At 29.3% G+C, this 13,471-nt stretch carries 13 protein-coding genes; 3 read left to right on the forward strand and 10 right to left on the reverse strand.

Going from position 1 to position 13,471, the window contains the following annotated elements; genetic code table 11:
* Positions 1 to 47: 47 nt before the first annotated feature.
* The 6 genes from NOVO_00670 to dxr form a co-directional block, all read right to left on the reverse strand.
* Entirely contained in the window at positions 48 to 299 is a 252-nt protein-coding gene (locus NOVO_00670; protein AIL64544.1) for a hypothetical protein, read from the reverse strand.
* Entirely contained in the window at positions 271 to 2,322 is a 2,052-nt protein-coding gene (locus tag NOVO_00675) for a Spermidine synthase (GenBank protein AIL64545.1), read from the reverse strand. The genes NOVO_00670 and NOVO_00675 overlap by 29 nt, the downstream gene beginning before the upstream one ends.
* 60 nt (positions 2,323 to 2,382) lie before the next feature.
* Complete coding sequence (locus NOVO_00680) at positions 2,383 to 2,691, reverse strand: hypothetical protein (GenBank protein ID AIL64546.1); 309 nt, start codon at positions 2,689 to 2,691, stop codon at positions 2,383 to 2,385.
* Positions 2,692 to 2,843: 152 nt separating this feature from the next.
* Complete coding sequence (locus NOVO_00685) at positions 2,844 to 3,236, reverse strand: Transposase (GenBank protein ID AIL64547.1); 393 nt, start codon at positions 3,234 to 3,236, stop codon at positions 2,844 to 2,846.
* A 61-nt stretch (positions 3,237 to 3,297) separates the two neighbouring features.
* Positions 3,298 to 3,630, reverse strand: coding sequence for a hypothetical protein (locus tag NOVO_00690; protein AIL64548.1), 333 nt, complete (start codon positions 3,628 to 3,630; stop codon positions 3,298 to 3,300).
* Between the two features lie 140 nt (positions 3,631 to 3,770).
* Positions 3,771 to 4,946 carry a 1-deoxy-D-xylulose 5-phosphate reductoisomerase gene (gene dxr, locus NOVO_00695; protein ID AIL64549.1) on the reverse strand — a complete coding sequence of 392 codons (1,176 nt, stop codon included), beginning with the start codon at positions 4,944 to 4,946 and terminating at the stop codon, positions 3,771 to 3,773.
* Positions 4,947 to 5,273: 327 nt separating this feature from the next.
* Between dxr and NOVO_00700 the strand changes: the two genes are divergently transcribed.
* Positions 5,274 to 6,053 carry a hypothetical protein gene (locus NOVO_00700; protein AIL64550.1) on the forward strand — a complete coding sequence of 260 codons (780 nt, stop codon included), beginning with the start codon at positions 5,274 to 5,276 and terminating at the stop codon, positions 6,051 to 6,053.
* A 9-nt stretch (positions 6,054 to 6,062) separates the two neighbouring features.
* Here NOVO_00700 and NOVO_00705 read toward each other — a convergent pair whose 3' ends face one another.
* Complete coding sequence (locus NOVO_00705; GenBank protein ID AIL64551.1) at positions 6,063 to 7,250, reverse strand: HI0933 family flavoprotein; 1,188 nt, start codon at positions 7,248 to 7,250, stop codon at positions 6,063 to 6,065.
* A 320-nt stretch (positions 7,251 to 7,570) separates the two neighbouring features.
* Between NOVO_00705 and NOVO_00710 the strand changes: the two genes are divergently transcribed.
* The gene (locus tag NOVO_00710; protein AIL64552.1) at positions 7,571 to 7,843 is read left to right on the forward strand and encodes a hypothetical protein; all 273 of its coding nucleotides are present in this window, start codon (positions 7,571 to 7,573) and stop codon (positions 7,841 to 7,843) included.
* Between the two features lie 754 nt (positions 7,844 to 8,597).
* On the opposite strand, the gene NOVO_00715 is transcribed toward NOVO_00710, so the two are convergent.
* The 3 genes from NOVO_00715 to purD all read right to left on the reverse strand — a co-directional run bounded on the left by NOVO_00715 (position 8,598) and on the right by purD (position 11,567).
* Positions 8,598 to 9,347 (reverse strand): Ankyrin repeat protein, encoded by a 750-nt coding sequence (locus NOVO_00715; GenBank protein AIL64553.1) that lies wholly within the window; start codon positions 9,345 to 9,347, stop codon positions 8,598 to 8,600.
* 311 nt (positions 9,348 to 9,658) lie between these two features.
* Positions 9,659 to 10,201: a Peptide deformylase 1 gene (gene def1, locus NOVO_00720; protein ID AIL64554.1), complete on the reverse strand. Its 543-nt coding sequence runs from the start codon at positions 10,199 to 10,201 to the stop codon at positions 9,659 to 9,661.
* Positions 10,202 to 10,310: 109 nt separating this feature from the next.
* Positions 10,311 to 11,567, reverse strand: coding sequence for a Phosphoribosylamine--glycine ligase (gene purD / locus NOVO_00725; protein ID AIL64555.1), 1,257 nt, complete (start codon positions 11,565 to 11,567; stop codon positions 10,311 to 10,313).
* Positions 11,568 to 11,793: 226 nt separating this feature from the next.
* Between purD and xseA the strand changes: the two genes are divergently transcribed.
* Entirely contained in the window at positions 11,794 to 13,179 is a 1,386-nt protein-coding gene (gene xseA / locus NOVO_00730; protein AIL64556.1) for an Exodeoxyribonuclease 7 large subunit, read from the forward strand.
* Positions 13,180 to 13,471 lie beyond the last annotated feature (292 nt).

Below are 13,471 nucleotides of genomic sequence, written 5' to 3' on the forward strand. Positions count from 1 at the left end.
ATTATATTTATAGCCTAATTAGAGGTACTATAGCAAATCACAGTTTGTTACGCATTGTTACAAGTTATGATATTACAGGCAGATTTCTTAAATATTTTATATAGTGTAAACCAATTGGAAGTAGTATTAGATCTATAAAAATGCTTATTTACTTTATATTCTATAGCCATATTATCATCTGTAATTACCATTAGTTCTTTACGCTTAACTATATCATTTTTTATATCAATTAATTTTATATCTAATAGTTTATCTAAAGCTTTATTATATTCAGTAGCAAAAACTTTCTCCCTGATCATTTTTAAACTGTAAAAAATTCTCTATCTTTGTCTCTCTATCCAGAGAGAAAGGTGCATCACTTGCGGCTACAAAATTTTCTACTCTTACTACATGGTTAAATACTTGGGCAATAGTTTTAACTACATTATCAGAACTAGTAGTATTTAAATATACTACCCCTTCACTATTTAGGTGATTTTTCATGATATTAAAAAATTCCTTTGAAAGAAGATTGGTAGAATTGCTTCTCCAATAAAAGCTACCATTCATAACAATCATATCAAATTTCTGGAAATGAGTTTTTAACCATTGCCGGCCATCACTATAATGAATTTTTATTTTTTTATCATATAAAATGCTTGAGACTTCAGGATAACGACTTATCAGTTCTCGATATCCAGGGTTAATTTCAATTACATCTATAGCCTGTATCTTGTTATATAAGGAAAATACTTTAGTCCATGAACCACTGCTTAATCCTATAATTAACACTTTTTGAGGATTTGGGTGCAAAGCTGCAACCATATATGCTCTTAATATACCATTACTATTAGTTAATAAATTAATATTAAATTTACCATCATACACACCTCCCCCATATATTATATCACCCCTATTATCTCCAAGCACTGTAATAATGCCACTTTTGTTTTCTACCGTATATTTAAATGATTGGTTATTTAAGATAGGAACGTATTGTATATTTTCTAGAAAATTGGAAAATAATTTATTTTCTGGGATAATCAATAATATAATTATACCTAAATATAATAATATCTTACTTTTGTAATTATTATTAATAAAAGCTGTTATTGCTAGTACCAGCATAATAGAAATAAAAGTTAATATTATTATATTCTGTTTTAAAGTAAAATAGTCAAATAATACAAATCCAGTAATTAACGGTCCTAGCGTTGATCCTATAATATTCGCAGTATAAATTAGGGATACTCTAAAACCAGACTTAGTTTGTTCATAACCATTATTAGAAATATGGGTTAATATAGGAAAAATAGGAGCTATATAATAAGCACACACCCCTACCATCAAATAACCCACCACATAGCTTGATCCTAAAATAACTGAATTTAAATAATGCATAGCTATAAAAGCTGTATAAAATAATAAAGTTGATATAGATAATGAGTAAGCAATAAAATATAATAAATTTTTATTTTTATTATGGTAAAGATTTTCTGCTCTTAAAGCTCCTATTCCAATAGCTAATAAAAAAGCGGTCAAAATCAATCCAAAAGTTTCTGGTTCCCCGCCGGTACTAAAACTTAAGGCACGAAACCATATAATCTCTTGGCTTAATGAAATATAACCTATAAATAATGAAATTATAGCAGCTTTAGCAATTGAAATTTTGGTAGTATTATTTATTGCTTGAAATTCATCTAATCTAGATGTTTCTACATTAGGATCATTTAATTTATAAAAATAATATATAATTATTGCTGTAAGGAAATTTACTCCAACAGCTATATATATTATGCTTTTTTTATCGAATAATGTGAGTAACAGATTAGTAGTAATAAAAGCAGCAAAAGCTGCACCTATACTATTTAGAGCATATAGTTTTCCAACTGTTTTTCCTATATTTTTATAATGCTGATTTAAATACGTCACAAGTAGCGGTAAAGTTGCACCCATTAAAAGTGTAGGTATTATAAATATGCTATATGCCCTTAAAGTAATACTCAAAATTGTATCAGCTATTATGTTATTTGCTACAAATTGAATGAGGTCTACACTAATTATGCCATAAGCCCCAATTAAAATTTCAATAATTAAAAAAAATCTAATGCAATAGCGGCTATAATATTTACTTATTATACCTCCTATTATTGCCCCACTCCCTAAGCCTAACATGAAAATCGATACTATTACAGTTACAGCTTCGGTATTAGTACCAAAACTCATAAATAATTCTCGTTGCCATAAAATTTGATAAATGAGAGCAGAAAACCCAGAAAAAAAGAATAATAAGGGAATAAAATGTGCGGATCTTAAAAATTTCTTATAATCTTTATTATCCATAAGGAATATTATCAATAGAACTTGTAAAAGTGAAAATGCTATAATAAGTAATATAGTCAATTAAGTTGAGAATGGCATAGAGAAGCCATAATCAATAGCATCGCTAAGGTTATTAAAATTAGTAATGATAGGTTTGATTTTAGCTTTTAAATGAGCCCAATATTTTTCAATTGGGTTGAGATCAGGAGAGTAAGGTGGTAAGAATAAAAGTTTACAGCCTATATCTTCTATTAAATTCCTAGTTCTAGCTGACTTATGGAACGTTGCATTATCAAGTATTACAACTTGACCAAATCTTAGTTCGGGCACCAAACACTGACTAACCCACTCGTTAAAAACTTCTGTATTACATGTGCCCTTGAAACACATTGGCGCAATAATTTTCTTCCCAACCTTACCTGCAATAAAGCTTTCTCAATCATGTTTTTTACCTGAGATATCACCATAAACTTTACTTCCTCTGAGACTGTATCCCCAAGAATAGTACAAATAGCTATCAATTCCACTCTCATCAATATAAACTATATCTTCCGCTTTATAGTTTGCGATAGCTGCCAAAAATAATTGCCGTTTTGCTTCATCCCGTTCACGATAGAGTGTGGTCTTTTTTTTCGTGTGATCCCCAAAGTCTTGAATGCCAAACAGATAGCAGCTGTAGACACATTAAAAACCTTTGCAAAATCAGATAATAGCCAATTGCTGTTTTTAGACACCTCGTTTAATAATTTGATTGGATCAAGCTTCTTCCATGGCTTAGCTGCTCGTGTGGCTGCTAAATTCCCGGATTTCGATCTCGATAACCATCTATAAATTGTTCTTTCACCTATGCCAAAAATTCTTGCAGCTTCTTCTCTGGTATAACCTTTATTAACATAGTGAATTACTTTTTTACGTAAATCTAAGGAATATGCCATTGCTTCTACTGTTTTGGGTTTATGAGCTTTTTAATATATCATATATCATGTCTTTATCAACTTAATTTACTATAGTAGCAAAGTTGGATTGAAAATAAAATAAGCATCCTATAGTACTTAAAAATATTAGATAGGTATATACATCATAACGTTTAAATTTTTCTTTTATAATATTATTAATTGGTAATTGACCTAAATAGTAATGAATTCTATTACGAATTTGAATAAATAATATAGGTTGATATAAAGTCCAGATCAATAATATTATTATACAAGCTATGAATAATGGTAAAGAATCAGATAATAAAATAAATTTATTAATAGAAAGTAAAATAGATACACTACTACTAAAACCAAATATTATAGCTATATATTTTATTATAATGGTATTCATAAGATATCAAACTTTATGCGACACTATAGAAACTTAAGTTTCTATAGTTTATATTTATAAACATAATATAAATAAATATACTACAATAAATTAATACTACAAAACTTTAACCGTTTTTTAGCATAATTACTATAATATCATTACGCTGCTTTTACATTATTATCACGGTTTATAATCATTGCTTGAACTGCGTTTCTAGTAATTTCTTCGATCTCTAATATATCTTCTATAGTTGCCGGACTGGTTAAGGAGCTTAATTTACATAAAGATTCATTAATTAAAGGGACTATATCTATAAAATTAATCTGACCATTGATAAAAGCTTCTACTGCAACTTCATTGCTCACATTCATAATAACTGGTAATGAACCTTTAGCTTTTAATACTTCTTGAGCAATTTTTAATCCAGGAAATTTATTATAATTAACTCTTTCAAAAGTAAGTTTATTGATAGTATTAAAATCTATTTTTTGGGCTTGGGATTCTCCTCGACTAGGCCAATTTAAAGCATATGATATAGGTATACACATATCAGGTGTACTTAATTGCGCAAACATTGCCCCATCTATAAACTCAATCATACTATGTATTATAGATTCAGGATGTATAATTACATCAAGCTTATTTTCTTCTATATTAAATAGATAATGCGCTTCTATTAATTCTAATCCTTTATTAATTAAGGTAGCTGAATCAATAGTATTTTTCTTGCCCATTTGCCAAGTGGGATGATTTAAAGCATCTTCTTGAGTAATAGAAAGCATTTGCTCTTGAGTATATAACCTAAATGGACCTCCAGAAGCTGTTAATATAATTTTTTCAATATTAATATTATCTTGTCCTAAGAGCTGAAATATTGCACTATGCTCTGAATCAACTGGGATAATTTGCACTTGCTTTGCTCTTGCATAAGAGGTCATAATATCCCCAGCACATACCAAACATTCTTTATTAGCAAGGGCAATATTAGAACCTTTTTCAATAGCAGCCATAGTTGGCTTAAGTCCTGCAATTCCAACAATAGCTGATATTACTAAATCATTTTCCATGCACGCCGCTTCTAATAGGCCTGATATTCCCGCAGCAACCTTTATATTTGTACCTTCCAAAGCTAGCTTTAATTTATTGTATAAAGTCTCATCGGCAATTACAGCTAATTTTGCTTGTAATTGCAGAGCTTGTTTTACTAATAACTCCACATTTTGATTTGAAGTTAAGGCTTGTACTTCAAATTTTTCTAATTGACTATAAATTAATTTTACAGAATTTTTACCAATTGATCCTGTAGATCCTAAGATACTAATTTTTTTTACCACTGATCATTACCTTTTTAATATTATAGTTATTTAGTCAAAGATTATTTTTATTATATACTTTATTAAATCTATGTATAGCTTTAATGTTAAGCAATATAGTTTTTAAAGTAAGCGTTATAAAATCGTCTATAGTAGGTTTCGCTCATCATTCCTATTTGCTAAGGAAGCTGAAAAAATTATACTCTTTAACGGATAATTTAAAATGGACTATGGTATAAATTAAATTACTAATTTATTATATAATTTTTCTATATTAGTTAAAATCTTAATTGTAAAAATATATAGAATAGTTTATAATCAAAACCGTATGGGGGTATAGTATCAAAAATGTCTTGTAAAAAAGTTATAATTTTTTATGAAAAACACCACGAAAAGTACTCAGCTCAGGTTATTAATATATTAACTCCATTGCTAAAAAAGAGCGGAGTAAAAGTATATTGCTTTGAAGAACCAAGTGATAAAAGCAAACCAGATATATTAAATACATATTTACTAAATATAAAACTTTTAACTCAATGCGCAAACATTGAAAGTATTCTAGATGAATGTAAAATACTTATTCCAAGTAAGCTAAGTGATATATATAAAAACATACCATTAGAGCATATTTTAGAGTATATTAGAACATTTTCGAGAGCCCTTCTTGAATCATTCAAAGAGACAGTATTACTCTTTAAACAAACAGATGCATCTGACCTTCATTTTTGTACAATGGACATGCCTCAAATAAAGAGAAATGCTATGGAAAATGTTTCAACTACCATTGAGTCGTATAAAAAGCGTGATCATTACATGGCAACTAAAATTCTTGAGCAATGCAATAATAAGGGAGATGTATTAGCTTTAGTAGGAGCAACTCATTTTAGCATTGCTACTTTGCTAAGAAAAAAAGATATTGATGTTAAAGAATATTATGTAGCAGCAAGCCAGCCAAATCATTATACAGGAGCCAATATAGGTGATCTGTGTTTACATACTAGCAATCCTAGTAAATATAAGGAGTGTGACGAGTATCAAAATAAGGTATTAACGGTTGCCCTTTATGATGATCCCGGTTTAAATGCTACTGAGATTATTGGTAAAGATCTAGGGTTATTTGACAATTAGCTTCTGATTTTAACAAGAGTTGCCTGCTACAAATCCAGATGACCATGCCCATTGAAAATTATACCCTCCTAACCAACCAGTGACATCCACCACCTCTCCTACAAAATATAAATTAGAGACTTTCTTACATTCCATAGTTTTAGAAGATAATTCTTCGGTATCTATGCCTCCCTTTGTTACTTCTGCTTTATTATATCCTTCGCTACCGGTGACTACAATTTGAAAATTATGTAATAATTTAGCTATCTCAATTAATTTTTCTTTTTTTATTTCTGTAAGTTTTTGAGCAAATATTTCATTATTTTGTTTAAAAAATTCTATTAATCGGTTTGATAAATAAGGTTTTAAATAATTAGCTACAGTTTGTTTATTATTTTTATCGTGCAAAAATAAGTTATGTAAATTTATATCTGGTAATAAATCAATTAGCACTATTTTATCATTAAAATTTTCTAAGTAAGATGATATTTGTAATATGGCAGGACCACTCAAACCTTTATGAGTAAATAATATATTTTCAGCAAAATTTTTATCCAAATATTTTACAATAGACTTATTTGAAATACCGCTTAATTTACTTAATAATATTTTATCCTCTGGTTTTAAAGTTAAAGGCACTAAAGCAGGTTTTGTAGGAATAATATGCAGATCAAATTTCTTCGCTAGTTCATAACCAAAATTAGAAGCACCCATTTGAGGTATAGATAACCCTCCTGTTGCAATAATTAATTTCCTACAATTAAATTCTCCCATGTTACTAGCAATACTAAAATAATCATTTTTTGTGACTTGATTAATGATGGTATTAAGCTTAATTTCTACTTGATACCGCCTACACTCCTCAAGCAACATTTCTATAATTTGTCTAGACGAGTTTTTACAAAATAATTGCCCTAAAGTTTTTTCAAAATATTCTATGTTATAAGATTCAACTAATTTAATAAAATGATGTTGAGTAAAACTTGCTAAAGCAGATTTAGCAAAATGAATATTTTCGCTAAGATAATTATTGCTAGAAGTATTTATGTTAGTAAAATTACATCGTCCTCCTCCAGAGATACGAATTTTTTCTCCTATCTTATTAGTATGTTCAATTAACAAAACCGTTTTACTTCTTTTTCCGGCTGCTATTGCAGCCATGAGTCCTGCAGCCCCCGCTCCTACTATGATTACTTCATAAAATTTTTGCTGTTTCATAAGATCTTTTCTAAAACTTTTAGGACTAGATTACTGAAATTTGAATTATACGATAAAGTTTTATACTGTTTATAAGCATTTATAAAGAGTTTTTCTAGAAAGATTATATTCTCCCGAAATTCTAGTTTTCATAATATCAAGTACTATTTTATATTTAATTTTGCAGAGCTATAAATTATTATTTTCTTTACTAAATTGTAAAATAATGATAATTATATAATTAATCAATTAAATTCATAATAACTTATACACATAAAAAAGTTTATTATAACGGTAACCGATCAAATTGGATTATTATCTTTTATTAGGAGAAAATAATAATGAATATATTTAGTAAAGTTCCATCATATAGTAATTCTGCAATAGCTATATCAGCTCCTATAGCTTTTATAGGATTAACTGCTCTTACATCTTATTGGACATATGAGCAATATACCAACGAAAAACAAAACCATAATTATAATGTAGTAGAGCAATTCTTTGATTCATTAAACTACTTGACAATGCCTGTTGCTGCCACAGTATCAGCCAGCCTAACTCTGGTAGGATGTGTAAAAAGTTATGAATATTTTACTGAAACACATACTGATTAAGTATAAGCTATAGTAAAAACAGTTTAAGTTTGATACAAAGAAGGAGGAGCAAAACCTGCTAATCGTCCTACTCTCAGACAAAAAATGTAAGTAATGAATAAGAAATAATATCATGTCCGGGGAAAAAATATTAAAAAGGTGTAGTATTCTTTCATAATGCTAAACTAACAGATAGATGCTTTTTCACCTCCTCCATTAGGGATAGTTTTGGAAAGCTTTGCTTTCCGAGGATGAGGGTGAATAGATAACAAGGTTAGATGTAGTGTCTCTAAGACTCCTTCTACCGAAATTTAAAATCGTAGAATCGACGATCTCGAAGATAATACCAAAGTATACGTTCTTCAGAAGTTGTATTTTTGCGTAAAAATTTCTGAAAATTTTTCATTATAAATAATTTTATCAATTAAAAGTTATGTTATTATATAAACCCTCACCCATATAAATGCAAGCATTTACACGACCTCTCCCTTAAGGGAGAGGTGAGGAAAACTAAAAAATATTTAAGTTAGAATTATTAATTATAAAAGGCACATACTTATTTCACCTCTCCTTCGGGAGAGGTCGAGGAAAGCTTTGCTTTCCGAGGGTGAGGGTTTAATAAATCTAATTATTTAATATTTCCCTCATCCGCTCAAAACTAAAGTTTTTCGCGACTTCTCCCATAGGGAGAAGTAAAATACACATTATAAGCCTCTCTTACAATTTTTTGTTTGAGAGTAGTACTCATTAAAAAAACTACGCTCCTTTATTTAAATTATCTTGTATAGAAATTTGATTGTTTTTGACTAGATTCAACCCTATCAACAAAATTCCTTGTTTCTAGTGCAGAGCTTATAATAGATTGCCATCTGCTTGATCGTGTTTGAGGTTCTTCCTTTATGCAATATACATAATTATTATTCTCTTTCTTGAAGTCATCTGTTGTTTTAGCTAAAAGATCATAAGCAGTATATCCGTCTTTATTTTGTATTGCGACATCCACATTGTATTTTTTAAGTAAGTCTAATATTTGAGTAGCGCTCCTTCTACTTACTACTATTCTTACGATTTCATATTCTTCAGTTTGTTTATTATAGTCACTTAGATTAAAAATAGCATGCGCAGGTGTATTTCCATTAGAATCGCGAGCATTCGGATTGGCGCCTTTTTCTAATATAGTTTTCAATAAGCATTTAGCCATATCCTGAGAAAAACCAGTTCTTGCTAGTTCATGTAAAGGGGTATAATTAAAATTATTTCCTATATTAATAGTTTTTTTTATGTGTTTTCTACTTTTATTTTCTGAGTATCCAAATTTTTTTAACATACGTTCTTGCGAACTCAATAACTCACTAGCAATAGCATAATTACTATTAGATAAGGCAAGTAAAAAAGGAGTCTCACCATTTTGATTACGATCAGAATATAAATTGAGATCAGATTTAGTTAGATATTTTTCAATTTTTGCTATTATACCAAGGGCTATAGAATTGTGATTAGAAGCAATTTGATGAAATACGTTCAAAAATTTTTCTGTAGTTTTAGTTGAGATTAATTGGGGACTAGATGTTATATATGTCTCAATTTTCTCTAAGTCTGCTTCATCTCTTAATATATACTAGACCATTTAAGAAATCATTACTTGTTTCTTCAGAATATTCTATTTTATTTTTATCTTTATTTTTTCTCACTATACATACTCCCTAATACTTTATAATATTATCTTTCTATTAAAAAATATTATTTTTTCTATTAAATGTAAATATAGAAATCCCTTTGAATAATAATGATTATATCAAAAATAAAGAGCAGACTATTTTATCTATAGCGAATGATTTAATGGTTGCAATGTTCATCATGTACATGATGATGATGTGGGTGCTTTTTAAATTTTTCCATTTTCTTTAATAAAAAAGAACGTTTTAGAGGAGTTAGATAATCTAAAAAAACTTTGCCACTAAGATAATCTATTTCATGCTGTAATACACTAGATAAGAAACCTTCAGCCTTTAATTCTTGAGCATTATTATCATAATCAATATAATTAACAGTAATATGACGTGGCCTTGTAATAGGAGCTGAAATACCTGGAAAAGATAACGATGCTTCTTCAAATTCTTGCTTCTCTTCAGATGTTATATGTACTACTGGATTTACCATAATAAGAGGATTTTTTTGCCCATTTTGCATTAGATCTACCACTACACATTGATGAATTGCGCCAACCATATTAGCTCCAAGCCCAACAGCATGGTTAAAATACATAGTTTCAAGCATATCGTCTAAAAATCTTTGTATTTCCTTATTTACGTTAGCTATTAAGTTAGCTTTAGTTTTAAAAATATTATTTGGGGCAATAACAATAGGTAAAATTGACATATATAAATCCTTTTAATCATTATACAGGATTGTTAACAAAATATTTTTAGCAATATTTTATTAACATTACCATAGTTTTTTAATTTAAATTAGAGATTATCATTCATCACTACAGCGCAATATCAGTACGGTAAAATCCTTCTGACCAAGTGATTTTGTGCACAGCATCATAAGCTCGCTCTCTTGCTTCTGTAAGAGAATTACCAATTGCTGTAATAGCAAGCACTCTCCCCCCATTTGCTACAATATTGTGCTTATAATCTTTTTTAGTTCCTGCATGAAAGACAGCTATATTTGGCAATTTAGATACCTCTGATAAACCACTAATTATAGTGTCTTTTTGATATTCTCCTGGATAGCCATCCGCTGCCATAATAACACATACAGCATGATGATTATAATGTTCTACTTTAATACTACTTAAATCACCACTATTGCTAGCCAACAATAGCTCTAATAAATCAGTTTTTAAACATAATAAAATAGATTCAGTTTCAGGATCACCAAAGCGTACATTATATTCAAGCAATTTAGGTCCTTCATTTGTAAGCATTAATCCAGCAAATAATATACCTTTAAATGGCCTGCCTTCTACCTTCATAGCATGCATGGTTGGGTTGATAATTTGATCCATAATTTGTGTTTTTAACAAATCATTTAATAACCTTGAAGGAGAAAAACTGCCCATACCACCAGTATTTAAGCCTTTGTTATTATCAAATGCCCGTTTATAATCTTCTGCTGCACCTAAAAATATTGCATCAGTACCATCGCAAATAACAAAAAAGCTTATTTCTTTTCCTTCTAAAAATTCTTCAATTACAACATGATTTCCTGCTTCTCCAAATTTTCCTGCAAACATATCATCTATGGCAGAAGTAGCTTCGTTCTTATTTTCGGCTATTATAACTCCTTTTCCTGCAGCAAGGCCATCTGCTTTAATTACAATAGGAAATTTTATAGAATCTAAATATGTTTTGGCATCATTATGATTATCAAAACATCCATATTCTGCAGTGGGAATATTATATTTCTTACATAAATTTTTAGTAAAACTCTTTGAAGCTTCTAAGATTGCAGCATTCTTTGATGGTCCAAATGCTTTAATACCATAATTTTCTAAATAATCTATTAAGCCATCGACTAAAGGAGCTTCTGGGCCTACTATCACTAAATCAATTTGTTTTTCTAAGCAAAACCCAGCTATATCACGATGATTATTATAATCGATAGGAGCAATTTGAGCTATTTCTGCAATACCTGCATTGCCAGGCGCTGCATATATTTTTGTTGTAATAGAAGATTTTAATAAAGCAAAACAAATGGCATGTTCACGTCCGCCAGATCCTATGACTAATAATTTCATACTACCATTTCCTTATAATAATAGTAAAAACATTTAAATTTTGTTTTTACTATAGTATTTAAGCATACTTAAAAAAATTTGAATATTATTTACAGTTGATATACTTACTTATATACTTTGTTAACAGTTCCATAATGAAAACAAAGTTCAAATGTTTTCACTATAGTTGCGAATATAAGATATTGTTTATAGATTAAGCAAGAAAAAAATAAGGTGATATATATTTATGTTACATCATAATCAGCCCATTTATAGTGTAAGTGAAATTTCAGCTAGGATTAAACGTACTATTGATGATGGATTTTCTTATATAAGAGTGCGCGGCGAGATTTCTGGCCTCAAACTTTCTCCATCTGGCCATATTTATTTTTCATTAAAAGATGATAAAGCGGTCCTTGCTTCTGTATGCTGGAAAAATGTTTATAATAATTTGAGCGTACTACCTGAAGACGGATTAGAAGTTATCTGTATAGGAGCAATTACAACCTATCCAGGCCAGTCAAAATATCAGCTAGTAGTCACTCAAATTGAAGTAGCTGGTACTGGTGCTTTAATGGCCCTATTTTTAAAACGTAAAGAACAACTCGAAAAAGAAGGCCTATTTGATACCAATAAAAAAAAGGTACTTCCTAAATATCCCGAAATTATCGGAGTAGTCACTTCACCAACCGGAGCGGTCATTAAAGATATTTTACATAGATTACAGGAAAGATTTCCTATAAGGGTAATATTATGGCCAGTACTAGTACAAGGAGTGCAGGCCGCCGAACAAATTGCTGGTGCTATTAATGGTTTTAATAATTTTACAGATAATAGACCTGATGTATTAATAGTAGCACGAGGCGGTGGATCTATAGAAGATTTATGGGCTTTTAATGAAGAAATAGTGGTACGAGCTGCATCTTCATCGCAAATTCCATTAATTTCAGCTGTAGGTCATGAAACAGATGTAACTTTAATTGACTATGCAAGCTCCTTAAGAGCTCCAACGCCTACTGCTGCAGCTGAAATTGCAGTACCTGTGAAAGCAGAACTGTTACTTACTTTAGATGAAAAAGCAAGATATTTATATTATACCATTATACGTTTTATTAGCCATGAACGAAAATCTTTAGAAATACTTGCAAAATCTATACCTAATTACGCATGGATTCTGACTAATATGTATCAAACTTTGGACGATTTGTCGACCAAACTTATAGCATCCTTACCAAGAATTATGGAAATAAAAAATATGTCTTTAAATAATTCTATCTCACGACTACGTAATCCCAAAGATATAATTATTAATGCATATAATAATTTATTGTTTAAATCGGATATGTTAAAGCAATGTATAGTAACTACTATGCAAAATAAACAACATAAATTAAATATGCTAGTATCAGTATTTAAGCCTAAATTGATTCAAGGAGAAATAGAGCAAAAAAAATTACTGTTTTTAAGTATAGCAACTCAACTTATTGGCTATAATCATAAAAATATCTTAAAGCGTGGATTTGCAATAATTAGAAACGAAGAAGGTAATATTATTAAATCTGTTAGAGATTTAGAAAAAGAAAAATCTATCTCTATAGAACTAGAGGATGGTAAATATCAGATATCAAAATAATATTATTTCCCATTTAAATGACCAAGTTCTTATACCTTCTAGAATTAGATCTCTGTCATATACTATAGCAAATTAAGTTGTATTTGGGACTAGAAGAGACGAGTTAAATTGTACAAATAGTACATAAGACGAGGAACAAAAACGTCCTCAAGTTAAAATCAATTTACTATAATGTATGATAAATTAAGCCTTAGCTATTAATATTAATGTAGAAATCGTAAAAACTTAACTATATAATTGTTAATAACTTTTGTTCTATTTATTAATTTCCTATTTATTATGCATAAATCAA

The organism is Rickettsiales bacterium Ac37b, from assembly GCA_000746585.2.
Taxonomy (GTDB): Bacteria; Pseudomonadota; Alphaproteobacteria; order Rickettsiales; family Arcanibacteraceae; genus Ac37b.

What these genes read in the sequence shown, in the direction of transcription:
- NOVO_00670 (AIL64544.1), bottom strand. Translation starts at nt 299, where the DNA reads ATGATCAGGGAGAAAGTTTTTGCTACTGAATATAATAAAGCTTTAGAT.
- NOVO_00675 (AIL64545.1), bottom strand. Translation starts at nt 2,322, where the DNA reads ATGGATAATAAAGATTATAAGAAATTTTTAAGATCCGCACATTTTATT.
- NOVO_00680 (AIL64546.1), bottom strand. Translation starts at nt 2,691, where the DNA reads ATGTGTTTCAAGGGCACATGTAATACAGAAGTTTTTAACGAGTGGGTT.
- NOVO_00685 (AIL64547.1), bottom strand. Translation starts at nt 3,236, where the DNA reads ATGGCATATTCCTTAGATTTACGTAAAAAAGTAATTCACTATGTTAAT.
- NOVO_00690 (AIL64548.1), bottom strand. Translation starts at nt 3,630, where the DNA reads ATGAATACCATTATAATAAAATATATAGCTATAATATTTGGTTTTAGT.
- NOVO_00700 (AIL64550.1), top strand. Translation starts at nt 5,274, where the DNA reads ATGTCTTGTAAAAAAGTTATAATTTTTTATGAAAAACACCACGAAAAG.
- NOVO_00705 (AIL64551.1), bottom strand. Translation starts at nt 7,250, where the DNA reads ATGAAACAGCAAAAATTTTATGAAGTAATCATAGTAGGAGCGGGGGCT.
- NOVO_00710 (AIL64552.1), top strand. Translation starts at nt 7,571, where the DNA reads ATGAATATATTTAGTAAAGTTCCATCATATAGTAATTCTGCAATAGCT.
- def1 (AIL64554.1), bottom strand. Translation starts at nt 10,201, where the DNA reads ATGTCAATTTTACCTATTGTTATTGCCCCAAATAATATTTTTAAAACT.
- purD (AIL64555.1), bottom strand. Translation starts at nt 11,567, where the DNA reads ATGAAATTATTAGTCATAGGATCTGGCGGACGTGAACATGCCATTTGT.
- xseA (AIL64556.1), top strand. Translation starts at nt 11,794, where the DNA reads ATGTTACATCATAATCAGCCCATTTATAGTGTAAGTGAAATTTCAGCT.